The 23,068-nt window shown below is 54.5% G+C and carries 25 protein-coding genes, 1 tRNA gene and 3 pseudogenes; 14 read left to right on the forward strand and 15 right to left on the reverse strand.

Going from position 1 to position 23,068, the window contains the following annotated elements; all coding sequences use genetic code 11:
• Positions 1 to 3 precede the first annotated feature (3 nt).
• Positions 4 to 930 (reverse strand): methylglyoxal synthase, encoded by a 927-nt coding sequence (locus KHU33_RS07525; protein WP_211461982.1) that lies wholly within the window; start codon positions 928 to 930, stop codon positions 4 to 6.
• A gap of 210 nt (positions 931 to 1,140) precedes the next feature.
• On the opposite strand from KHU33_RS07525, the gene greB reads away from it, so the two are divergent.
• The 4 genes and pseudogenes from greB to KHU33_RS07540 all read left to right on the forward strand — a co-directional run bounded on the left by greB (position 1,141) and on the right by KHU33_RS07540 (position 3,284).
• Entirely contained in the window at positions 1,141 to 1,695 is a 555-nt protein-coding gene (gene greB, locus KHU33_RS07530) for a transcription elongation factor GreB (protein WP_211462043.1), read from the forward strand.
• A 339-nt stretch (positions 1,696 to 2,034) separates the two neighbouring features.
• Positions 2,035 to 2,262: pseudogene (locus KHU33_RS26830) on the forward strand (PAAR domain-containing protein); the annotation flags it as partial.
• Positions 2,263 to 2,313: 51 nt separating this feature from the next.
• A complete protein-coding gene (locus KHU33_RS07535) occupies positions 2,314 to 2,601 on the forward strand; it encodes a hypothetical protein (RefSeq protein WP_211461984.1) in 288 nt (95 codons plus the stop codon).
• Positions 2,602 to 2,642: 41 nt separating this feature from the next.
• Complete coding sequence (locus tag KHU33_RS07540; RefSeq protein WP_211461986.1) at positions 2,643 to 3,284, forward strand: thioesterase domain-containing protein; 642 nt, start codon at positions 2,643 to 2,645, stop codon at positions 3,282 to 3,284.
• Positions 3,285 to 3,718: 434 nt separating this feature from the next.
• On the opposite strand, the gene KHU33_RS07545 is transcribed toward KHU33_RS07540, so the two are convergent.
• The 10 genes and pseudogenes from KHU33_RS07545 to KHU33_RS07585 all read right to left on the reverse strand — a co-directional run bounded on the left by KHU33_RS07545 (position 3,719) and on the right by KHU33_RS07585 (position 13,744).
• Positions 3,719 to 7,093, reverse strand: coding sequence for a DEAD/DEAH box helicase family protein (locus KHU33_RS07545; protein WP_211461994.1), 3,375 nt, complete (start codon positions 7,091 to 7,093; stop codon positions 3,719 to 3,721).
• Positions 7,094 to 8,224, reverse strand: a complete 1,131-nt coding sequence (locus KHU33_RS07550; RefSeq protein WP_211461996.1) for a restriction endonuclease subunit S — start codon at positions 8,222 to 8,224, stop codon at positions 7,094 to 7,096.
• Positions 8,221 to 9,759, reverse strand: coding sequence for a class I SAM-dependent DNA methyltransferase (locus KHU33_RS07555; protein WP_211461997.1), 1,539 nt, complete (start codon positions 9,757 to 9,759; stop codon positions 8,221 to 8,223). Before KHU33_RS07555 ends, KHU33_RS07550 begins: the two co-directional genes overlap by 4 nt.
• Before the next feature lie 299 nt (positions 9,760 to 10,058).
• Positions 10,059 to 10,727, reverse strand: a complete 669-nt coding sequence (locus tag KHU33_RS07560; RefSeq protein ID WP_211461999.1) for a hypothetical protein — start codon at positions 10,725 to 10,727, stop codon at positions 10,059 to 10,061.
• Positions 10,728 to 10,778: 51 nt separating this feature from the next.
• The gene (locus KHU33_RS07565; protein ID WP_211462001.1) at positions 10,779 to 11,279 is read right to left on the reverse strand and encodes a hypothetical protein; all 501 of its coding nucleotides are present in this window, start codon (positions 11,277 to 11,279) and stop codon (positions 10,779 to 10,781) included.
• Positions 11,252 to 11,704 carry a hypothetical protein gene (locus KHU33_RS07570; RefSeq protein ID WP_211462003.1) on the reverse strand — a complete coding sequence of 151 codons (453 nt, stop codon included), beginning with the start codon at positions 11,702 to 11,704 and terminating at the stop codon, positions 11,252 to 11,254. Before KHU33_RS07570 ends, KHU33_RS07565 begins: the two co-directional genes overlap by 28 nt.
• Positions 11,701 to 12,417, reverse strand: coding sequence for a M35 family metallo-endopeptidase (locus tag KHU33_RS07575; protein WP_211462005.1), 717 nt, complete (start codon positions 12,415 to 12,417; stop codon positions 11,701 to 11,703). Before KHU33_RS07575 ends, KHU33_RS07570 begins: the two co-directional genes overlap by 4 nt.
• 2 nt (positions 12,418 to 12,419) lie before the next feature.
• Positions 12,420 to 12,683 carry a hypothetical protein gene (locus KHU33_RS26335; RefSeq protein ID WP_230414109.1) on the reverse strand — a complete coding sequence of 88 codons (264 nt, stop codon included), beginning with the start codon at positions 12,681 to 12,683 and terminating at the stop codon, positions 12,420 to 12,422.
• Between the two features lie 60 nt (positions 12,684 to 12,743).
• A pseudogene (locus tag KHU33_RS26835) lies at positions 12,744 to 12,962 on the reverse strand (PAAR domain-containing protein); the annotation flags it as partial.
• A gap of 326 nt (positions 12,963 to 13,288) precedes the next feature.
• On the reverse strand, positions 13,289 to 13,744 hold the full coding sequence (locus tag KHU33_RS07585) for an Lrp/AsnC family transcriptional regulator (RefSeq protein WP_211462009.1): 456 nt from the start codon (positions 13,742 to 13,744) through the stop codon (positions 13,289 to 13,291).
• A gap of 121 nt (positions 13,745 to 13,865) precedes the next feature.
• Here KHU33_RS07585 and KHU33_RS07590 point away from each other — a divergent pair, with 121 nt between their 5' ends.
• Positions 13,866 to 14,399: an RBBP9/YdeN family alpha/beta hydrolase gene (locus KHU33_RS07590; protein ID WP_211462011.1), complete on the forward strand. Its 534-nt coding sequence runs from the start codon at positions 13,866 to 13,868 to the stop codon at positions 14,397 to 14,399.
• Positions 14,400 to 14,518: 119 nt separating this feature from the next.
• On the opposite strand, the gene KHU33_RS07595 is transcribed toward KHU33_RS07590, so the two are convergent.
• From KHU33_RS07595 to KHU33_RS07610, 4 genes are all read right to left on the reverse strand, one after another.
• Positions 14,519 to 15,211, reverse strand: a complete 693-nt coding sequence (locus tag KHU33_RS07595) for a glutathione binding-like protein (protein WP_211462012.1) — start codon at positions 15,209 to 15,211, stop codon at positions 14,519 to 14,521.
• A gap of 44 nt (positions 15,212 to 15,255) precedes the next feature.
• Complete coding sequence (locus KHU33_RS07600; protein ID WP_211462014.1) at positions 15,256 to 16,467, reverse strand: pyridoxal phosphate-dependent aminotransferase; 1,212 nt, start codon at positions 16,465 to 16,467, stop codon at positions 15,256 to 15,258.
• A gap of 84 nt (positions 16,468 to 16,551) precedes the next feature.
• Entirely contained in the window at positions 16,552 to 17,031 is a 480-nt protein-coding gene (locus KHU33_RS07605; protein ID WP_211462016.1) for a putative toxin-antitoxin system toxin component, PIN family, read from the reverse strand.
• Positions 17,032 to 17,072: 41 nt separating this feature from the next.
• On the reverse strand, positions 17,073 to 17,969 hold the full coding sequence (locus KHU33_RS07610; protein ID WP_211462018.1) for a DJ-1/PfpI family protein: 897 nt from the start codon (positions 17,967 to 17,969) through the stop codon (positions 17,073 to 17,075).
• Positions 17,970 to 18,099: 130 nt separating this feature from the next.
• Here KHU33_RS07610 and KHU33_RS07615 point away from each other — a divergent pair, with 130 nt between their 5' ends.
• The 9 genes and pseudogenes from KHU33_RS07615 to KHU33_RS07655 form a co-directional block, all read left to right on the forward strand.
• Positions 18,100 to 18,609, forward strand: coding sequence for a GNAT family N-acetyltransferase (locus KHU33_RS07615; RefSeq protein ID WP_211462020.1), 510 nt, complete (start codon positions 18,100 to 18,102; stop codon positions 18,607 to 18,609).
• A gap of 92 nt (positions 18,610 to 18,701) precedes the next feature.
• Positions 18,702 to 18,953, forward strand: a complete 252-nt coding sequence (locus KHU33_RS07620) for a transcriptional regulator (protein ID WP_211462022.1) — start codon at positions 18,702 to 18,704, stop codon at positions 18,951 to 18,953.
• Between the two features lie 105 nt (positions 18,954 to 19,058).
• Complete coding sequence (yaaA, locus tag KHU33_RS07625) at positions 19,059 to 19,835, forward strand: peroxide stress protein YaaA (RefSeq protein ID WP_211462024.1); 777 nt, start codon at positions 19,059 to 19,061, stop codon at positions 19,833 to 19,835.
• Positions 19,836 to 19,890: 55 nt separating this feature from the next.
• Positions 19,891 to 20,886, forward strand: coding sequence for a threo-3-hydroxy-L-aspartate ammonia-lyase (locus KHU33_RS07630; protein ID WP_211462026.1), 996 nt, complete (start codon positions 19,891 to 19,893; stop codon positions 20,884 to 20,886).
• A 173-nt stretch (positions 20,887 to 21,059) separates the two neighbouring features.
• Entirely contained in the window at positions 21,060 to 21,809 is a 750-nt protein-coding gene (tpiA, locus tag KHU33_RS07635; RefSeq protein WP_211462028.1) for a triose-phosphate isomerase, read from the forward strand.
• Positions 21,810 to 21,865: 56 nt separating this feature from the next.
• Positions 21,866 to 22,288: a preprotein translocase subunit SecG gene (secG, locus tag KHU33_RS07640; protein WP_211462029.1), complete on the forward strand. Its 423-nt coding sequence runs from the start codon at positions 21,866 to 21,868 to the stop codon at positions 22,286 to 22,288.
• A gap of 84 nt (positions 22,289 to 22,372) precedes the next feature.
• Positions 22,373 to 22,457, forward strand: a tRNA-Leu gene (locus KHU33_RS07645).
• Between the two features lie 148 nt (positions 22,458 to 22,605).
• Positions 22,606 to 22,965 (forward strand): NADH-quinone oxidoreductase subunit A, encoded by a 360-nt coding sequence (locus KHU33_RS07650; RefSeq protein WP_211462031.1) that lies wholly within the window; start codon positions 22,606 to 22,608, stop codon positions 22,963 to 22,965.
• Positions 22,966 to 22,968: 3 nt separating this feature from the next.
• A pseudogene (locus KHU33_RS07655) lies at positions 22,969 to 23,068 on the forward strand (NADH-quinone oxidoreductase subunit B); the annotation flags it as partial.

A 23,068-nucleotide genomic window follows, 5' to 3' on the forward strand; every position in this document is an offset into this window, starting at 1 on the left:
GACTCAAGGCTTGGCCAAGGCGGCGCGCTGTTGCAGCAAACCGAGCCAGCGCTCGCCGCATTGCGCATCGCTGATGCAGAGCGCGTAATCGGTGACGGTGCGGGCGGCGCGTTCCAGCAACTGGATATCCGCTTCGTGCTGGCGGGCGACGTGCGGATCTTCCAGGAATAATACGCGCCGGCACTGCTGGCGATCCAGAATCAATTCGGCGATCTGCGCATCGCCGCCGAGCGGGCCGCTGAGGAAAGGTTTTACCCAGTTGCGGCCGGCTTCTTCACCCTTGATTTTCTGCGCCAGCTTATTCAGCAGGCTGCCGGTAGTGCCGGTGGCGCAGCGAAATGCAAACTGGTCGAGTAGCGCAAAATGGCGCTCCGCTATATCCAGCATCCGTTCTTTCATGGCGTCGTGGGCAATCAGCGCGATGCCTTCCTGCGCCAGATTGAAGCTCGGATCCAGTGCTGGATCCGGCGCGGCGCCGGCCGCCACGGCTTCCAGTTCCAGCCACTCGCGGGCGCCGGCCAGCGTCGATAGAAACGGCTTGCCGTGAATCACGCATTGCCGTTTCAAGGCCACCGCTTCCGGAAAGGTGGATGAAGGATCGACCGGATCCATCAGGTAAATCACCGCATCCAGGGTGCGTGCCGGGTCGGCGTCGACCACCCGCGACACCAGTTTCATCAGGCCGCCATGGCGGCCGTAGGGGAAGCGTTCGATGTGCGGATAGTCAGCGAGCAAGCCCAGTTGCTGCATGGCGTCCAGAGTGCGCCCGACCACTATCAGTTGCGGTTGCAACTGCTGTTCGATGCTATGGCGGCTGCCATTGAGCAACTGGGCCAGCGCGGATTCCGGGCCGTGCTGGTGGCTGCGGCTGGTGGCGAGGCCGATCCGGAAGCGGGCGGCAGAGGCATTGGGGGAGGAATTGGCAGGCATATAACAAGAAACTCGCAGAGGTCAACAGGGGCAACATTGCACCGGCCTGACTTTACCATATTGGCATGCAGGAAAAACCATGGCCTGCAGCCAAATCGGCAGATTCAGTGCAGGTCGTCCCCGCGAACGCGGGGATCCATTTTAAGGTCGACATGGATTCCCGCCTTCACGGGAATGACGGCGATTTTAATTGGAACTACAATGTCCGCTATGAACAAGGCATTTGTAAAAGAATCTGAAGGCGATGACGACGATCTGGAATTCGGCTTGCCGGCGATCCCGCCTGGCGCCAAGAATTACATGACGCCGCAAGGCTATCAACACATGAAAGACGAGCTGTTGCGTCTGATTGACGTCGATCGGCCGGAAGTGGTGCGCATCGTTTCCTGGGCCGCCTCCAACGGCGACCGTTCGGAAAACGGCGATTATATTTACGGTAAGCGCAGGCTGCGCGAAATCGATCGTCGTATCCGCTTTTTAACCAAGCGCCTGGATCTGGCCGAGGTGGTCGATCCGAGCGTGCATCACGGCCGCGACCAAGTGTTTTTCGGCGCCACGGTAAGTTACCAGAACCATGCCGGCGAAGAGCATACGGTGACCATCGTCGGCATCGACGAACTCGATCCGCTGCATGGCAAGATCAGCTGGATTTCACCGGTGGCGCGCGCCTTGACCAAGGCCTACGAAGGCGAGAGCGTCACCTTGATGACGCCGGCCGGGCTGGACGAACTGGAAATACTGGCGGTCAGCTACCCCGCGCCTTAGGCCAGTTGAAGGCGCATCCATGATGGGCCAAACAGGCTCGATGTTGGTCTTCGCAGCTTCAATTTCCTCCCTCGCAAGATCGCTGTTGATGCTCGGAGCATGAGGAACGTTTTTCATTCTGCTTGCAGATTGATTGTCGTATAGATAATTAATGGTTGTGGGGAGTGGAAGATTGTTGCTATTATAATATTTAATGGCTAATTCTTAATCATTCCAAATCCCCTGCCACACACTACAAACGGAGAGAGCATGGCGCGTTATCTCAGAATGAACGGCGTACCCATAAGTACCGACCTGACTTTAATTTCCGGCAATAATATGCATCAGGAAGGCTAGACAATGCCCCAAATAACACGGTATTACCTTGTCGTCGGCGATGTAGCTGACAATGGCGCTGTGATAATGACCGGCGCACGCTCTTTATATCACGGTCAAAACGATGCACAAGATGGATCGTCAGTGTTCTGTCCAGTGTGCAAATCAGCAGGTGTCCTCAAATGCGTTGGGCCTCGCATATCCAATAAAATTGACGGCGTGCAGAAAGCTTTGAGTGGTGATATTTGCCTATGTAAATGCCCCCGCCCCCCAGTGTTCATCGCTACGCGTAGCACTTACTGCATGACGGTCGATACCGATGCAGATTGGTGCGTGCATTTGGGTGATTCGTCTGAGATAGCGGCTCTTAGAGCGGGAATTCCTTTTGATGCGGATCACTCCCAAATGTTTGATCAGTATTTTCAGCTTCATGATGAAAATACTGGTGAGATATTTAAGAATCGATTCTACAAAATTCGCTGCTCCAGCGGTTCTATTTCGGGATATACGGATGCTTCCGGGTTCACAAAAAAAGTCACAGCCAATAGTGCTGAAGAAGTAAAGATTGAAATATTCGGAGAAGGAATTTAAATGGCAGACGGCTTCTACCAATAGCTGTCGTAACAGCAGTAATGACTTTACGAAGTGACACCAAGCCAGTAAAAATCTATATCAAGAAACCGAGAGGTACTTTATATTGGGGCGGTGCTGGACTTAACGGCCCGTACATTGATGATCAACTTCAAGCGCTAAAGAGCGCCGGCATTCAGCATGTATATCGTGGAGTCAATACAACAGGCAACGAAAAGACCGACGCCCTATGGACAGCAACCACCTTGCGTTACGAGGACACAGATGAGTGGACGATCAGTAGTGGCCTCGACAACCCAAGTGGGCAATTTAATCTTATCGGCTACTCCTACGGATCATTGCTTGCAGCTCAAACTGCAAATTTCTACGCGAATCATGGACACATAGTCGATCATTTGGTACTGATCGGTTGTCCGATAAATTCTGGATTCTTGAATTCGCTCGTCATGAACAAGAACATCAAGAATGTCATTCGAATTAATCTGACAGATGCGGGCGACCCTATTTACGCGGGAATGTCCGAATCGGAGTTGGTAACAAGCGTGAAGACTTTAATGGATCAAGATGCTGCTTCCGGCACAAGTAGAGGGATTGGTCATTTCTATTTTCGCCCCGACAGTGCCGAAGGAAAAGAGCGCCGAGCGCGGCTTGCGAAATATTTATACGACCAGGGGTTGCGGTGAAATACCTATTTTTTATCTTCCCCGCATACATTCTTTATGTTGTGGCTACTACCTATCACAAGCCTGAATGGGGATTTAATTTTCTCTGGCTATTGGAAGTTCTAGCGATTCAAATCATTGTTTCCGGTATCGTTTTGATAGCGGTATGGCTGACTAATAAGCAGCAGCTACCTGCAGTCCGAAAAGTGGGCATCTATACTCTACTGGGGTCCACTCTAATCACATTTTTGTCATTCGTATTCTAAAAAAAGTCTTATCACTGCTCGCCCTAATCTAAAACTTGGCAAGGATACTGTCGAAAACGCAGAGGATAAGCATGGCAGTATGTATCTCGTACCGTAAAGAACAAGTAAAGCAATTCCATCTGAAGCAAGGCATAGTCGCTCGACCGATAGCAATGGTAAGACGAATAAGCCGTCGTTCCGCATCAAATCTTAAGCCGCCGCGCGGCTCCGGATCTCACCGAGAACCTGGAACAGCAAATCCACTTGAGCCGTCGGAAATACCCCGTCCGGCCCCGTCGGGCTGATATCGGTGAACGGCGATTCGTATAGCCGGTCAGCTTCCATCACGCCGTTTTGCGTCAGTTCTTGCACGATCAGGTCGATGAATTCGATCTGGTCTGGCGTCGCCGTGCCGCCGCTGATGAACTGGCTGAGCGCCTCGGCGACTGCTTCGCGATCCAGCCCAACCAGGGAGCGGATGAACAGGCCCAGCCCGTGCGCCTGTTCTTTGGCGCGGGCAATGTGCTCCAGTTCTGTGAGATCGCTTGGCGTCAGTTGCTGGTTGCGGCGCAGCCGTTGCAGCGAGAGGTGGTTTTCGTGGGCGCGCAAGAACTGCCTTGCCTTGTCCTTGAATTTTTCCCAATTCATGCCGAGGCTGACCTCCGGCAGATTGACGTGCGCCTCGTCGCCCAGCTCGTCTTCGAAATCGGTATAGACGATTTTCTTCTTGCTCTTTTCGATCAGTTTCACCAGTGCGCGCAACCTTCTGCGCACGGTTTCCAGCATCGCCACGCTAACGTCTTGCCACCACTCATCACTGGCCAGCGATTGAATCAGCACCATCTCAGCCTTGATCGCCGGGATCGCTTCCTGCGTTTCAAGCGCGGCAGCAATGGCCTGGATTCTGTCGCGCAAGCCGGCGAAACCCGGCTGTGCCTGCAAGATGGCAAGCTGGGTCCGCAGCAATAACAGGTCGAAGCGCTTGGCTTCCTCGTCATTGTCGGTCAGCTCAGTTGGAAGGTCCGCCAGCTTGCCGGAAAGCGCGATGTAATCATCCGGCCCAAGCTGCTGCCAAGCCGTTTCCTGCGCAAATTTTTCCACTGCGCGGCGCTGGGTGCGGACGATGAAATTGTCGGCATTCATCGCCGCTACCTGCTGATGCAGGAAAGCTGCAAGGTCTTTGCGCAACTGCGGTTCATCCACGCGATCACCATAAGTGGCAAGCTCTTGAGCCACTCCAAACACAACTCTCGCATCCAGCGCCGCGATCATTTCCAGGCGTGCGCGGAACAGCCGCGTGCCCAGCGCCACGGTAGCGGAACCGTCGGAACGATCCGGGTTCTGGCTGAAAAATTCCAGGTTCTGGCAATAGTCGAAAATGAAGAAAAATTGCTTGTCATCGCCCGGCCCGAACAGATCCGGGCACAGGCGCGTGCCGCGCCCCACCATCTGCCAGAACTTGGTCTTCGAACGCACAATTTTGAAGAACACCAGATTGACCGCCTCCGGCACATCGATGCCGGTATCCAGCATGTCGACTGAAATGGCGATGTGCGGCGCGCTGTCCTTCTTTGAAAAGTCGTCGATCAGCGTTTGCGCGTAGCCGATCTTGTAAGTCACCACGCGCGCGAAGTGACCTTTGTCCTTCGGATAGTTGATGCCGAAACGATCGGAGATAAACTCGGCGTGGTCGTTATTCTTGGCAAAGATGATGGTCTTGCCCAGCCGGTCGCCGCCGGCCACCTTCTGGCCCTTGCTCATCAGATGCGCCAGCACCTTGTCGACCGTATCGATGTTAAACAGCCAGGTGTTCAGCGCTGCGGCGTCCACCGCATCCGGGATATTGCCGTCTTCGTCCCACTCCAGCGCATCCCAATCTTCCTTTTCCTGTTCCGATAAATCGTCGTACTTGATGCCCTCGCGCTGGAACTTGAGCGGCACCGACACCGCGCGCGGCGGCACCAGATGCTTGTCCGCCACGGCTTCATCCAGGCCGTAGGCATCGGTCGGCACGCCGCTTTCCAGATCGAACAAACCGTAGGTGTTGTGATCGATCTCATCCTTCGGTGTGGCGGTCAGGCCGACCAGCAGCGTATCGAAGTAATCGAAAATGGCGCGATATTTCTGGTACACCGAGCGGTGCGCCTCGTCGATGATGATCAAGTCGAAATGGCCGACACCGAAACGGCGCTGGTTATCCGAGGTGTCATCGATCAAGCCCATCATGGTGGGGTAGGTCGACACATACATCCGGCCCTCGGTATTCTTCTCCGTCACCAGGTTCACCGGCGAGGCATCCGGCAAGTGCTTCTTGAACGCGCCCACCGCCTGATTCACCAAGGCCACCCGGTCCGCCAGGAACAGCACCCGCTTGGCCCAATTGCAGCGCATCAGCAAATCGGCCAAGGCAATCACAGTACGGGTCTTGCCGGCGCCGGTGGCCATCACCACCAGCGCCTTGCGCTGGTGGTCAACCTCAAAGCTCGCGCCGATGCGGCGGATGGCGCGGGTTTGATAGTAGCGGTTGACGATGCCGGCGTCGATCACGCCTTGCGCCAGCGGCTTGCGGCTGGCGCGGCGCTGGATCGTCAGTTCCAGTTCATCCTTTTTATAAAAACCCTGCACCCGGCGCGGCCCGTAACTGGCGTCGTCCCAGATCCAATGTTCGTAACCGTTGGAATAAAAAATCACCGGGCGCTGGCCGTATTGCCGCTCCAGGCAATCGGCGTACAGCTTGGCCTGCTGCTGGCCGACGGTTGGCGAGCGCAATGTTTTCTTTGCCTCGATCAGCGCCAGCGGTTTGCCGTCGTCGCCCCACAGCACATAATCGACGTAACCCTTGCCCGTAGTGTTGGGCATGCCGCTCACTTCAACCTCGAAATTCTTGGCCGGGATCAAATCCCAGCCGGCTTCTTTCAACAGCAAGTCGATGAAGTAATCGCGGGTTTCGGCTTCGGAGTAATCATGCGTATCCGGCTGCGCGGCGTTGGTTTTTTTAGCGGCAGCGACTTGCTCGCGCAGCTGCTGCAATTCCTGATCGAGTGCGGCGCGGTCGTTGAGCAGGGTGGAAAGTTTTTCATCGCGCTCGCGCAACTGTGCTTCAAGCTGCTGTAATTGCACCAGGCTTTGCTGCGGCACAACCGGGGCCGCGGTTGCGGCGCTTGGCATCAGCGCCGGCACAAAGCGCAGGCCCGGCTCTGGCCTTGCGCGCTGGCCGTAGCTGCGCGCCACCCAGTAGCAGAAATGGAATAGTTCGCGGGTGGCGCTGAGGGCGTCGTTCGGCGTGATCTTGCGGGTGCTGTGCACCGCGAAATTGCCAAGGTCCTTGAGAATCTTCGCCTTGGCGAACAGCGCCTCGCCCACCAGTTGGCGGAAGCTCGGCTCATGGATCAGCGCCGCCAGATTATCCTGGTAGGGCAGGCGCAACGCCTTGTCGTGCTTGTAGAGCCAGGCCACCGTCAATTCCAGGGTGCGCCTGGCGTAGAAGCAAGAGGCCCTGGCGTCCGTATTCGCCATTCCTTCCGCCTTCACGGCTGCTTCGTGGAGCAAAGACCATTCGGATTGGAGGAAGGCGAAGTTGCTCATTTAGAGTTTTCCACTGAAGGCGCGGTGTTGTAGGCCGGCGAAAAGCGCGTCGAGATTGGCAAGAGAGCTACGATGAGCGATTTTTAACTTCTCCACCGCAGCACTCCACGTTGAAAAATCACGCTGCAATCCAATCGGCGGCAATGGTACTGGCATTTCTTTAATAATGCCCATATTCAGGCCATCCATAATTGCGCCTTTAGCTGTTCGTGCCAAATACTTCCTCGCGATCGGATGTCTCAGAAAATACGCGTGGAGAAAACTGGGAAGACATTTGTTTTGATCAAGAGTGATGCAGCAAATATGCTTAGTATTGATGGCAATCGGAATGTCTTCTGGAACGACAGCGCATCGCCCGCAGGTCCCCATGATTGTTATCAGTACATCGCCTTTCTGAACTGTATAACGCTTCAATTCCTGATATTTTTTATCCGAAATATATCTACGCTCGCCCCAGCGGAATTCGTTTGCAACCACGTTATCAATACCTAAAACGGGTATGCCATCATCCACGAATTCACTATGCAGAAGTTGGCTCCCGAATGGCCCCGTCCGGATCGCACCTTTTCTTGAAAGAGCTATCCCTGCAACGTTATCCATTGGCCATCCTTTGGCGGCCACGTCACCAAACATGTCAATAAAAATGGCTTGCGTCAGCCTATCCAGTTGCGTCAACGCTTCTTGGTGCTTGGCCCTCAGCGTATCAGCCAAATCCAGGATTGCAGCAATGCGGCGTTGCTCGGAGAGTGGGGGGAGCAACAACTCTTGTCGGTATGCATCTTCCCGATTGAGCCCCGGCACTGCAGCCGCCTTGTTTAGCCGATTCAAACCCAAGCAAGCGAGCCTGTGTGCTAGCCAACGTATATCGTGTTCCGTCGACAACTCATCCACAAAATAGGTGGTATCAATAGGCCAGCAAGCTTTGTCAGAATAGTTAATCTCGCCGAACGAACCTTTCCGTCCAATTACGATTGTTCGCCCTTTTGTGATTGCCGAGTCATGATGACCCACAATGCCATTTGAGCCGAAGACTGGTGTTTTTCCGCCGTTTCTCGCGCTTGCAGGCAAGGCTTTCCCATAATTGAAAACGCAGATATCGCCAAGCCGAACCGAACGCCATTCGCCCTTCATTTAAGCATCCCTTCAAGCTCTTTCATTCCCGCCTGAATCTCAGCCTCAAGTTTGGAAAGCTCTGCAAGAATCACCTTCGGTGGCAGATACTCAACCGCGTCATGCTCCACTTCTTTGTGGCGATTAATGGAGAGATCATAATCAGCGGCAGCAATGTTAGCTTTAGCCACACAAAAGCTCTGCTCGGTGCGAGTGCGTTCCAGTTCGGAGGTGTCGCGCTTAGTCCAGCGTGACAGCACATCCGGTAGATTATTTTTGACATGTTCCGTTTCAGTTAAAGCTTGTACTGGCGTGGCTCCGAGCTTTTCGTGCGGCAGCAAAGGCTGGCGCTTGTCATCGAGACTCCAGCCATCAGCTTGCATGTCGTAAAACCAAACGTGATCGGGACCGCCCGAATTGGTTTTGGTAAAAATCAGAATGGCCGTGGAGACACCGGCATAGGGTTTGAACGCGCCGGAAGGCAGGGAAATCACCGCATCCAGTTTCTGCTCTTCGACAATCATCCGGCGCAGTTCCTTGTGCGCTTTGGATGAGCCAAACAACACGCCATCCGGCACAATCACCGCCGCCCGGCCACCGGGTTTGAGCAGGCGCAGAAACAGCGCGAGGAACAGCAGTTCGGTTTTCTTGGTCTTGACGATGGCCAGCAAATCCTTGGCCGTGTTCTCGTAATCGAGCGAGCCGGCAAATGGCGGATTGGCGAGGATCAGCGAATATTTTTCTTCGTCGCCGGCATGGTCTTGCGCCAGCGAATCCTTGTAGCGGATATCCGGATTATCCACACCGTGCAGCGCCATGTTCATGCTGCCGATGCGCAGCATGGTGTTGTCGAAATCGTAGCCGTGGAACATGCCGTGATGAAAATGTTCGCGGGATTTGGCGTCGCGCAGAATTTCGGGATGCTTTTCACGCAGATATTCACCGGCCGCCACCAGAAAACCGCAAGTGCCGCTGGCCGGATCGCAGATGAGATCGCGGGCGGAAGGTGCGGTCAGCGCCACCATCAGTTGAATAATGTGGCGCGGCGTGCGGAATTGGCCGTTCTGGCCGGCAGAGGCAATCTTGCCGAGCATGTATTCGTAGACGTCGCCCTTGGTGTCGCGGTCTTCCATCGGTACGTGATCGAGCAGATCGACTACCTTGGCCAGCAGGCCCGGGGTGGGGATGGTGAAGCGCGCATCCTTCATGTGCTGGGCGTAGGTGGAAGCGTCGCCGCCTCTGCTGCGCAGGAAGGGGAACACATGTTCGTCGACCAGCGCAAACATTTCCGCCGGCGCGAAATTCTTGAAGCGCGACCAGCGCAGATCGTCATAGTCGCGCCCCTTGGCGTCCTGGCCCGGCGGAAAAACCCGGCGCTCGATCGGTTTGCTGAGGCGTACGGCCTTGCTTTCTTCGAGCGTGTGAAGATCGTCCAGACGGCGCAAGAACAGCAGATAGGTGATTTGTTCGATGACTTCCAGCGGGTTGGAGATGCCGCCGGACCAGAAGGCGTTCCAGATTGAATCGATTTGGCTGCGTATTTCGCCAGTGAGCATGGGTTAAATCCTGTGTGTTAGCTGATGGCGGTTGCTGCGGGGATTGACTTCACATCATCCCTTTTTGTGCATGTCGACAATGTTATATCAGAATCGCCGGCGGGAGCGACATGCCGGCCGCCGTCATGTGAGGGGAGATGAGATAAATGAGAGGGAAACCCTGAGATAATTCTGGGATTCACGGGATAGGACGGGAAATATCGGGAACAGAATTGTAAAAGACTTACAGAAATTGAGTCTCATAAAAATTGCAAAAAAATCAATCGACAAGTCTATTTGCCCATTATTGTTAAATAAGGTCAGTGAAACGATTTTTTCTGGCGAGCCTCCGGAGGCCCCATTTTCCATTGCTTAGTGTCTGGAATAAATACACCCCAATCCGTGACATCAGGCACGTGTTGGGTGAACGCAACTTGACTGATAGCTTCCTTGGCAAGCGCGTTTATAGTGTCGTTATCCAGTGAATTCAGGTCATCAAGTTGGTCTGCGTAGTTAGTGGCCCCAATAATTTTCCACTGCTCGCGCATGAAATCAAAGACCCATCCATTGAAACTGAAGGTCGGACGCGGAGAACCTTTGGGTACGGTAAAAGGCATCGGTACATGAACCGTGCGTGGCGCGCCAGTTGGGGCCAGCACTTCGCCTTCGAGTGTTGTTGAGAACCCCAATGAGAGCATGCATTCAAGCCGACCAGCGCAATCGATGACATGCTGATAGAGATCGAACTTGCTCAGTGAAATACGTCTCCAATTATGCGATTCTTGAGGGTCGTCGCTTTCCCTGTTGTTGCGGAGAATTCTGAAGATTTCGGCCTCAATCGGGGAAACGAAAAGAAGGGGGCCGGAACGTCCCTTGGCGCCTACCCATGTCGGTTCAGTCCAAGTTGTGTCATTGCCTCGCCGGAAGGTTCTCACGACAAGCGACAGACCATAGTCAGAAATGTAATTTGTTCCGTGATTCTTGTTCATCTCAAAAAGAGGATAAAAACCAAGTTAAAAAGGGCCGGTGTGCCATTTCCGTTAATGGGTCTGCGGTTCCGGAATTGCTGCTTTGTCGATTCTGTAACACGTAAGCATTCTTATACATGGAGGTTGAACTGCCACCACAGCTGTATTTGCTTCATTTCGAGTCAAACGCCGTGCTGCATTTGGAACGTTGAAGTCCTCGATGGCCGCATCTTCCATTCGAAATCCTAATGTATCCAGTAACGATCCTACGGCAGCTAGGCGTTTCTCGGCGAGGCGTAAGGGTACTTTAAGTCGATTGTCTGTCTTCAAATACACGCCATAGTGAAGGAGTCCGTGGCGCTGTAAAATTTCTATTTTCCAATCGACCAGTGCACGCACCTCTTCTACAGAAATACGGTCAGATTTTTTTGCGAAATGAATTTCGTGAGTTAGCATGGCAATAGATTGCGCACTAACTGAGGTGATTGACAATAGAAGCGCCAAGCAGCAAAGAATTTTCTTCATAAATATTTTCGCAGCCAATGCTATTTGTTTTGCTCTGCTGGCTTCCATCCGGGAATCGGTTGTAGGCCACAATCATGGGTCTTTGTGCAGGGTGGTTGAACTGAGATGATTGCAGTGCTTATTTCTTCTTGAGTTAAACGAGATGGCTTATGCCGGAGGTTTAAGTCTTCAATGTCGGTGTCAGTAACTTGAATTCCCAATGTGCTCATCAAAGACACTATCGCATCCCTGCGATGCTCCGCAAGTTTCAAAGTTATTTGGAATCGATCATCTTTTTTTACGAATACAGCGTAATCAATGCCTCCAAATTGCACAGTTTTTATTTTCCAATCGACCAGGGAGCGAACTTCTTCAGTAGATATTTCACTTGAATTTTTAGCGAAGTGAATTTCGTGTTCCAATCCGCCGAAAGACATAGCTCCAGCATTAGATAGCTGAACTAGGATTGCTACAAAGCAGATAAAGCGCTTCATGATTTTCCTCGTTTGGCAAAAACAACATAACTAGCAATGTTATCGGCAGTGCTAATTGGGATGCTGCCTCCAGCCTTCGCTTTCCTCCTCGAATTTGCTATCCCATACCAAGTGTCGCCTGTTTGCATGGTGTCGTTAAAGTGCGAAACTTCATGTATCAACGTCAAAAGCTTAGAGTCTCCGTCAAGAGCTTGACCTGTATCAAAATTTTTCTTTTCATCAGGCATCTCGCAAAAATTAGGACCGATTGCAATCGTGTGTGTTTCTGTGTCGGGCTTGCAAACGGCTGCTGTTGTATTCCCATTAGTTGCACTGGCATCGCAGCTAAGATTTCTCGAAGATATTTCCGACAGTCGTACAAAATTGGATGGTTTGAGACTGGACAACACACGACTTATTTGTGGAAGGCCAATAAGTAAAGTTGAACGCACTTCCTCGCTATCTGAACCAAACCACTCTATCGCTTCAGCTCGATCATCTGCGTTCCAGCGATTTAGATTGGCAATTCGTGTGGAGGTAAGTTTTACAGCGACATCCCGCAAGCGCATAACCGTTTTAGCGAACTCTTCGTTCGTCATATTTGGACACATCGTTTCAGGATAAACGGTAATTACTTTTATCGATGTATCCGTTGTTGGGGTCGTGGTCGCTGAACCGATGTAGCGGAACTTAGTCCCATCTGGTCCTACATGTATTGGTTTTGGATCTGGCATATTTATCCCACAAGGTAAGCGTTAATATTTTCGGAAGCAGCAACAGATGACAGTAAGTGTGTATGCCCGCTCCCATTCGTTGTGCCGTATTCGAACACACCAGAATGACGCTCGACTGCGTATATGGCGTTGGGAACTGGCTTACCGGCCCCATCTCTGAGCACGAATTTGTCATCGAATAATGTGCCGGTGGTAGGCGTACTCGGGCCTTCTTTGTAACCGACCCATGAGCCATACCCTTGCTCGACAACTTCTTCAACGGTCATGGTTTGACCCATGCAATTCAGCGAATTGATAAGCCTGGGCTTTGGATTGCAGGCGCAAACACACAAATCCCTGTCTAGTGCAGCCTCTCTGCCCATGAAGTAGCAATGCAAGCGGGGACCGTATGCAACAACGACGCCCGTTGTGTGACACTTCGGGCAGATTACCTGGTCGCCAATCATAACGATGGCTCTGCCCATATTGGTAGAGGAGTTCTGGGAAGCGAGGACTGTTCCGCCTGCCGTAGTCTTGTCACCGTGAACGATGTTGTAGCGCCGCATAAAGCTCTCTCACCCGCCTGTTAAATGAGGCAACTATAAGCTTGATAATTGGGCAATGACAAGTAGAAATGTTGATTATTTGATATGACAATTCTTAACAATTGCCACAATTAAATTTATTGGGAATTTTGCTTGACGTGGGAACTGGAGGCAGTTTCTAGTGCTGAGAAGCATGAAAGCCCCCTACCTGGGACTCTCCGCTGATTATGGTTCAGATTGACGATTTCTTTGGAACTGGGACACTGAACACGTTCTAACTAATTTCCAATAAGGAGCAGCAATGACAGAGCGAGCAGGTGGCTGCTTGTAGATGAATTGATCTGTCATTACAGGGTATATCGGATTTTTTTCGGCGGGTAGCTCGCCAGGACGACTGAGGTTGTTACCGGCCCGAATTTGGCAAGCGCATCGATCGTGGCTTCCAGCTGCGTCATATGCTCGGCCACGACCCGAACCACAAAGCAATCTTCCCCTGTAATCCGGTGTGCCTCGATGATTTCAGGTATCGCTTCGAAAGCGCTCAAACAGTGCGCAATTTGAGCATGACTGGTCCGTATGCGAATAAACGCCGAGATGTCCCGCCCCACCAATCTAGGGTTGATCCTTGCCGTATAAGCTTCGATGACGCCATGTTCTTCAAGACGCTTGATGCGAGCGGTAATGGCAGGTTGCGATAACCCGACTTGCTTGCCGAGCTCGGTGTTGGTTATGCGTGCGTTGCTTTGGAGCGCCTCTAAAATCCGCCAGTCGAGTTTATCTAGCGCTATTGACTTAGGTTTCATCAGAATACAGTCCCATTTTTTATCAATTCTTATGCATTAACTTGCAAATTCATTTGTTTTGGCATGTTGCCCGATTTCCCCAGGTTTTACAATAATGCCAATTCACTCATGGAGGTTTTGAATGGACTGTCCGGTTCTTGTGGTACCCGGTATTGGAAACTCCGGGCCAATGCATTGGCAAAGTTTATGGCAGCAAACGCGACCGGAATGGCATCGCCTGCAGGTAGATAATTGGGACCACGTAGTGCGTGACGACTGGGTGTCGGCAATAGAGCGAGAGGTTGTCAGCTTGGGCAAAGACACTGTCCTGGTGGCGCACAGTTTGGGATGTCTCGCCGTTGTGCACTGGGCCGCTCAGCATGCACCCCGAATCCGAGGCGCTCTGCTGGTTGCAGTGCCCGATCCGGCAGGACCGGCATTTCCAGCAACTGCCGCGTTCGGATTTTCGCCTTTGCCGTTGACGCGCCTGCCATTTCCTACGACTATCGTCGCCAGCAGCGACGACCCGTATGGCAGCATCGCTTATTCGCGCAGCTATGCCGACGCATGGGGCAGTGATTTCGTCGACATGGGCGCGCGCGGACATCTCAACGCAGACAGCGCCTTGGGTGATTGGCCCGAAGGTTATCGGCTGCTGCAAGGAATAGGTGCATGAGGCAAAACGTAGCAGCTTGCATCCGCGGTGGAGCGGGCCGCCGCTGAAGAGTGGGCGCCGGAGGGCGGCAGCGTTCCTTCCGGCCCTCGCAGTCCGCTTGCCGCTTCTTTGACGTTTCTTTATCGTTTCTGATACTGCTGGCTGCCAAACAAGATATCGCGCGCCTTGTCGTCGGTCAGCGGCTTGCGGGCCGAGGCCAGCACTTCGACGCCGCGTTTTACGGCAGGGCGTTCGCTGATGGTGTCGAACCAGGTTTTCAGATGCGGATAGTCGCTTAGTTCTATGCCCTGATTTTTCCAGGAACGGATCCATGGGAAGGTGGCGATGTCGGCGATCGTATATGCATTGCCGGCCAGGTAACGGTGTTGCGACAATTGCTTGTCGATCACGCCGTAGATGCGCTTGGCTTCGTTGGTGTAGCGATTGACTGCGTACTCGATCTTTTCCGGTGCGTAGATGCGGAAATGGTGGGTCTGGCCCAACATCGGCCCGACCGCGCCCATCTGGAACATCAGCCATTGCAGGGTGTTGAATTTCTCGCGATCGGTGTGGCCCAGGAACTGGCCGTTCTTGCTGGCCAGGTAAACCAGGATCGCGCCCGATTCAAACAGGGAAATCGGCTTGCCGTCAGGGCCGTGGGCGTCGACGATGGCCGGGATCTTGTTGTTGGGTGAAATCGACAGGAAGTCCGGCTTGAACTGGTCGCCGGCGCCGATATCGACTGCGTGTACGCGGTAGGGCAGGCCCAGTTCTTCCAGCAGGATGTGAACCTTGTGGCCGTTCGGTGTGGCCCAGCTATAGACATCGATCATGGCTATTTCCTTTGTTGTGTGGTTGCGTGCTTGGGGTGAAGGGCTCAGATTTTTGCCAGCCGCTGCAGCGCCTGCTGCAAGGTCTGGTCTTGTTTGGCGAAGCAGAAACGGACGATGCCCGATTCGCGCGGAGACTGGTAGAAAGCCGATACCGGAATTGCCGCAACGCCGATTTCAGAAGTCAGCCAGATCGCGAAATCGGCCTCGCTCAGCGATGAAATGGCAGAGTAGTCGACGCACAGGAAATAGGTGCCGTCGGCCGGCAGCAGTTTGAAACGGGTGTTTTTCAAACCGTCGCGAAACAGGTCGCGCTTGCGTTGATAGAAAGCCGGCAAGTCGAGATAGGGCGCGGGATTCTGCATGTACTGCGCAATCCCATGCTGTACCGGCGTATTGACGGTGAAGATATTGTATTGATGGACTTTGCGGAATTCCGCGGAAAGCGCCGCCGGCGCCGCCACATAGCCGATTTTCCAGCCGGTGACATGGTAGGTCTTGCCAAAGCTGGAAACCACAAACGCACGCGCCGCCAGTTCCGGATGGCGGCAAATCGATTCATGGCGTATACCGTCGAACACCATGTGTTCATAGACTTCGTCCGACAGGATCAGGATCTCGGTGCCGCGCACGATGTTTTTCAGCGCTTCGATGTCGGCCGCGGTCAGCACGCTGCCGGTCGGATTGTGCGGCGAGTTGACCATGATCATCCGGGTGCGCGGGCTGACTGCCGCTGCAATCCGGTCCCACGGAATGGTGTAACCGTCCGCGCCTAATGTCATTTGCACCAGCACCGGCTGGCCGCCGGCCAGTTCGATCGCCGGCACGTAGCTGTCGTACGCCGGTTCAATCACGATCACTTCGTCGCCCGGATGCACTGCGCACATGATGGCGGTCAGTATGCCCTGGGTAGCGCCGGCGGTGACTGTGATTTCGGTGGCCGGATCGTAGCTGTGGCCGTAGAGTTTTGCGATTTTGCCGGCGATGGCCTGGCGCAGGGCCGGTACGCCGGGCATTGGCGGATATTGGTTGAAACCGCTTTTCATGGCGTTGCTGACGGCGTCGACCAGCGCTGGATCGCAATCGAAATCGGGGAAGCCTTGCCCCAGGTTAACCGCGGATTTTTCGCTGGCGAGGGTCGACATCACCGTGAAAATGGTGGTGCCGACCTTGGGGAGTCTGGATTGAAGCTGCTTGGGCGCGTGGTCCGCGTTGTCTGCTTTAGCTGCGCCACTAGGATTTCTTAAATCACGGTTCATCTGCGGTTAATCTCGGCTAATGTCTGAATTCGGCATTTTAGCGGTTTGTCCGAGACTGCACAGGGGCCGGCGCAATCCTGCGGGTCAAGCGCCGCCAGGGCGCCATGCCTGAGGGGGGATGATGGCAAAAAGCCCTGCCTTGGCGGTTTTGCGCGCCAGCTTCAACAGGGCTTTGTCCTTGGTGATCAAGGTGCTGGCGTGCGCGCCCAGCGCCAGTTCCAGGAATTTCTGATCGTCCGGGTCGGTGCAGATGGGCAGGCGGATGTCGGTACGCGGGGTCAACGCTGCGGCTGGCAGGCAGGTGATCAAGGCGTCAAATTCGGCATTGAATACGGGGCGCGTGTCATCGCTGACAGGCAGATGCGGATAATGCAACACCATTTGCCATTCCTGGCGGCAGTCGGCGCGGGTGACGGCTTCGACTTTGCCGCTCTCCAGTGCCGACATTAAGCCGGCCCAGCGCGGATCGTGGAAGACAAATAAATCGAGGCACACATTGGTGTCGATGACGATGCGCGGTTTGTTCTGGCGGGTTTGAGTCTCTGCCGGTAAGTCTGGGGACATGCTTGGCCTATGCGGGTTTCCATCAATCGGTAGCGCGCATTCTACCCCGGCTGCGGGGCCGGCAAGCCAGCTTCCAGCAGGCGCGCGAAAGTAGTGGCGAAATGATGGGCGTCGCCGGGCCAGCGGGCCGAGATGTAATTACCGTCTTGCACCACGAAAGCCGGGCGAATATCGTTTGTGCTGTCGCGGAACAAGCCGCTGCTTTTGCGGAAGTAATCCGGCGTAGCGGGTGCGACATCGATGAAATCGTCCGGCTGCGCCAGAGCCCGTATTACTTCTGCCTGAACGCCGCGATGGCCGGCCGCTTCGCCGGCTTGTTCGCCATAGGTGCGGTAATAAGCGGGGTTCCAGAAGCGGCCGCAGAATTTCATCAGAGTCCAGGCGCTGCATTCCAGTTTCCATGTCAGCGCGGTGGTTTTGCGGCCATACAGGACCGATTTTCCGGTGCGCGGCGATAGGCTGCGTGCTGCAAGAACGACGCCGTGGCAGATGGCTGCTACCGGTTTGCCGCTGTCAAAGAAAGCGCCGACGAAATGCTGCAGCGGCTGGCTTTCCAGATAGGCGCGCATGCCGCGTGCATTGTGGCCGCCTGGCAGTAGCAGGCCGTCGTAGTCTGCAACTTGCAGCTCGGCATAGGTCAGCGGCGTTTGAAATGCGCGATCACCCTGGAGTGCGGCGTAGTCGGCGCGTGCAGCGGCGTTGGCGCGCAGCGTCAGGCCCAGCAGCTTTATTTTTTTCAGAAACGGGATGAAACCCCAGATATCCAGTCCCTCGCCGGACAGCATCAGCGGGTCGGCAGCGGCGGGCCGGCCGTCGGGAGTGGCAAAAACCACCGCATGCCCGCGCTCGGTCAATATGCGCCAGGACACCGCCACCTCGCTGGGATCGAAATCCAGATTGGGTATGGGGATCAGGACAATTTTTGACGATGCGCTCATGGCTGGTGCTTGGTCGGATGTGCAATAGCTCCAAGCATACCCCTGCGTGCCGATCAGTAGACAATCAACGGCTCAGTGCTTATGCTTGAGCGCTACCGGCAGAATTCAACTCCAAGGAAAAACCAAGTCGATGAAAGTTCTTGAAACAGAGCGCTTGATTTTGCGCAAGCTGAATGGCGATGACGCCGCATTTTATCTGCGGCTGGTGAATGAGCCTTCGTGGCTGCAGTTCATAGGCGACCGCGGCATAAGAACCGTGGATGAAGCGCGTGCAAGGCTTTTGAGCGGCCCGGTGGCGATGTATGAGAGCCACGGCTTCGGTTTCTACATGGTCGAGCTGAAGGATGGCGCCGTGCCGATCGGCATCTGCGGCCTGGTCAAGCGCGAGACCTTGCCGGATGTCGATATCGGCTATGCCTTTCTGCCGGAATTCTGGGGCAGGGGCTACGCTTACGAGGCTGCGGCGGCGGTGCTGGAGTACGGTAACAGCGTCTGCGGCCTGCAGCGGATCGTGGCCATTACCTCGCCCGACAATTATCAATCGATCAAATTGCTTGAAAAGATAGGCTTGAGATTTGAAGCAATACTGGAGTTGAAGAACGATGGTTCGAAGACTAAATTGTTTGCCTGTCAATTTTAGTGCGGTGCTGCACGGCGTCGGTCTTGGTACAAAGCGTTGCAGGCGCCGCCGTGCTATGGTGACAGTTCGCGATGTCACTTCAGGGGGCGCAAATGAAGTTAATCGAGCCAGACGAAAAGAGTCAATTTCATGCGATTTTGTCAGCGCAGCATCTTGCTGCCGACGACTTCGAATTACATGAAGTGGATACGACAGATCCCAAAACCGATGAAATATTCGCGTTGAGCGGTTTTGTCACGGTGAGCCGGAAATCCACCAGTCGTCAACAACAATACCCTATCGGCGACGGTTCGATCTGGGTTGCCGAGTTTGAACGCGATCTGTCGCAAGGTGTTTTTGACTAAATGCCGATAGCGGTGATTATCAAGTAGATAGCGGACAGCGCTGCCAGCGCCGATGTGTTTGTTTCGGTATCATTGCGAACATTCTCAGGTTTATTGGATGTTCACATGCTGATTGTTTTGTCGCCCGCAAAATCCCTTGATTACAGCACTCCCAGCACTACAGACACACACACCACGCCAGATTTCATCGACCACTCGGCTGAGTTGATCAGCGTCCTGCGGGAACTGTCGCCGGCGCAGATCGGCAGCATGATGAAAATTTCCGATCCGCTGGCGCAACTGAACACGGCCCGTTTCGCGTCATGGTCAAAGAAATTCACCAGCGCCAATTCCAAACAGGCGATCATGGCTTTCAACGGCGATGTCTACGAAGGCCTGGACGCCGCTTCCCTGAACACCACCCAGCTGAATTACGCGCAAAGCCGCATCCGGATCTTGTCCGGCTTGTATGGCGTATTGCGGCCGCTGGACCGGATGCAGCCTTATCGGCTGGAAATGGGCACCAGCCTGGCCAACCCGCGCGGCAAGAATCTCTATGCTTTCTGGGGCGATACGGTGACCCAGGCTTTGAACCAGCAACTGAGCCGGCAAAAGGCCAAGACGCTGGTGAACCTGGCGTCGGAAGAGTATTTCAAGGTGGTGCGGCCGAAGGTGCTCGACGCCGGTATCGTCACCCCGGTGTTCGAGGATTGGAAGAACGGCAAGTACAAGATCATTTCCTTCTACGCCAAGCGGGCGCGCGGCTTGATGGCGCGCTACGCGGCGCTGAACAAGATCAGCGATGCGGAGAAGCTCAAAGAGTTTGATCTGGACGGTTATCAATATATTCCGCAGGATTCCGATAGCGGCCGCTGGCTGTTCCGGCGCCGTTTGGCTGAATAAATAGTTACGCGAATGCAGAGCGCCGTCTGCTGCGAGTTAAGACAAAGGATGAAGAATGACTGCTACTGAACCTGCCGCACTTGCCGTAACTTATCAGGACATCGCCGCTGCGGCCAAACGCCTTGAGGGGATTGCCTACAAGACGCCGGTGCTGACTTCCAGCCAGGCTGACCATCAGGTGGACGCCAGCGTTTTCTTCAAGTGTGAAAATTTTCAGCGGGTAGGCGCCTTCAAATTTCGCGGAGCCTATAACGCCATCAGCTGCCTCAGCGAAGAGCAGAAGCAGCAGGGCGTAGTGGCTTTTTCCTCCGGCAACCATGCGCAAGGCATGGCGCTGGCGGCGCGCATGCTGGGCGTGCATGCGACCATCGTCATGCCAAGCAATGCGCCGGCCATGAAGCTGGCGGCGACGCGCGAATACGGCGCTGAAATCATCCTGTACGATCGTGAGCGCGAGGATAGGGAAGTGATTGCCGCGCGCTTGTCCGCTGAGCGCGGTTGCGCCGTGATTCCTGCTTATGACCATCCCGATGTGATTGCCGGCCAAGGCACGGCGGCGAAGGAGTTGTTCGACGCCGTCGGGCCGCTCGACTATTTGTTTGTATGCACGGGCGGTGGCGGTTTGCTGTCCGGTTGCGCTATCGCTGCGGCGCATTTGTCGCCTGGTTGCGTCGTCATCGGCGTCGAGCCGGAAGCCGGCAACGATGCGCAGCAGTCGCTGCGCAGCGGCAGCATCGTGCATATCCCGGTGCCGGACACGATTGCCGACGGCGCCCAGACGCAGCATGTAGGCAAGCTGGTGCTGCCGATTCTTCAGGCATATGTAAAAGACATCGTTACCGTCAGCGACGATCAGTTGCGCACCCAAATGCGATTTTTTGCCGAGCGCATGAAGATCGTGGTCGAGCCGGCCGGTTGTCTGGCCGCTGCCGCAGTCATGCACCGGGTGCTGCCGTTCGCCGGAGAAAAAGTCGGCGTGATCGTGAGCGGCGGCAATGTCGATATGGAACTGTTTGCGCGCAGTATTGCTGCTGCGAAAGCATTTTCTTGATGCGTCTGGGATAAAACCTGCCTGGCACGAGTTGGTATAAGCGCCGAGATCCGATGCTTGATTGATGCTTAAGGCGCATGTCATATGCATGTCATATATTTCTTGCTGGTTTGACCGCTTTCCCCGCGACGCGTTAGAATGCCGGGTTATTGAAAACCTGGGCCTTGCTGAATATGCGTCGTAAACTTGTAGCCGGTAACTGGAAAATGAATGGCAGTCTGGTTGCCAACGCTGCATTACTGGCGGAAATCAAGGCTGGCCTGGCTGCAGCAGCTTGCGATATTGCGGTATGCGTACCTGCTCCTTATTTCGCGCAATGCCAGGCTGAGCTTGCCGGATCGGCAATTGCCTTGGGCGCGCAGGATGTTTCAGAGCACGCCGCCGGTGCTTATACCGGGGAAGTGGCGGTCAGCATGTTGCAGGATTTTGCTTGTCAGTACGCTATCGTCGGCCATTCCGAGCGGCGCGCTTATCACGCGGAAAGCGATGAGGCGGTGGCGCAGAAGGCCTTGCGCGCGTTGCAGGCTGGCGTTACGCCTATCGTGTGCGTCGGCGAAACCTTGGCTGAGCGTGAAGCCGGCCGGACCGAGGCGGTAGTCGGGCGGCAGCTGGCGGCGGTGCTGGGTGTGCTGGATGCAGCCGATCTGGCCAAGATTGTGGTGGCGTATGAGCCGGTGTGGGCGATCGGGACCGGTAAGACGGCAACTCCGCAAATGGCGCAAGATGTGCATCTGGCCTTGCGCGCCAAGCTGGCCGAGAAAAATCCCGCGGCCGCGGCTGAAGTAAAGATTTTGTATGGCGGCAGCATGAAGCCGGACAACGCTGTCGAATTACTGGCCATGCCGGATATAGACGGCGGTTTGATCGGCGGCGCAGCGTTGAAGGCGGTTGATTTTCTGGCGATTGCCGCTGCAGCCCGGTAGTCCGGATTTGGTAATTTAGCAAAAACAAAGCATTAACTCTCATTGGAAATCATTAAATGAACACAGTATTTAACATCATTGTCATCGTTCAGGTGTTGTCGGCGTTGACGATTATCGGCCTTGTGCTACTGCAGCATGGCAAGGGCGCCGATATGGGTGCGGCCTTCGGCTCCGGCGCCTCGGGAAGTTTGTTTGGTGCGACCGGTTCTTCGAATTTTTTGTCGAAATCGACCGGCCTGGCGGCAGCGATTTTCTTCATCGCGACCTTGGCCCTGGTGTATCTGGGTAATCATCGTACGGTAGCCAGTGGCGGCGTGATGGACAATCTGCCTGCGGCTTCTGCGCCTGCGGCAGCAATTCCGGCGCCGGCGGCGGCGCCTGTTGCGGCGCCTGCAACAGCATCCGCATCGGCTAGCGCGGCTGTCTCCGCGCCTGCACCTTCGACCGGCAGCGCGCAGTCGAATCAAATTCCTAAATAAGTCCTTTATAGAGTGAAAATGCTGACTTTTAATCCGATTGTGCATTGAACAAAAGCACTAAATCAGGTTAAAATACGCGCTTATGCCGACGTGGTGAAATTGGTAGACACGCTATCTTGAGGGGGTAGTGGCGAAAGCTGTGCGAGTTCGAGTCTCGCCGTCGGCACCAAAGAATATGAGGCCAGCAACGGTTGCCCCTGCGCTGGCTTTTTGTCGAGGAACTTGTAGCGTGGTTTGCTGGATTGGGGGCGTCAGGTCTGATGATTCGGATCGGCAAATCATTCTGCTAATCGTTCAAACTACTGGCGCATACAATCGTGAACCTCGAAAATTATTTTCCCGTCCTGCTGTTCATTTTTATCGGTATCGCGGTTGGCATCGCCCCGCAATTGCTGGGTCGCATACTTGGGCCGCATCGGCCCGATTCCCAAAAAACTTCTCCATACGAATGCGGTTTTGAAGCATTCGAAGATGCGCGCATGAAATTCGATGTGCGTTATTACCTTGTCGCCATTTTGTTCATTTTGTTCGATCTGGAAACCGCATTTTTCTTCCCGTGGGGGGTTGCCATGCGCGACCTCGGTTGGCAGGGCTTTATCACGATGATGGTGTTTATCGCTGAATTCGTGGTGGGCTTCTGGTACATCTGGAAGCGCGGCGCTCTGGATTGGGAGTAAGCCATGTCTATTGAAGGTGTATTGAACGAAGGCTTTGTCACCACTACGGCTGACAAGCTGATCAACTGGACCCGTACCGGCTCGCTGTGGCCGATGACGTTTG

The organism is Collimonas silvisoli, from assembly GCF_018305005.1.
In the GTDB taxonomy this organism is placed as follows: Bacteria; Pseudomonadota; Gammaproteobacteria; order Burkholderiales; family Burkholderiaceae_D; genus Collimonas; species Collimonas silvisoli.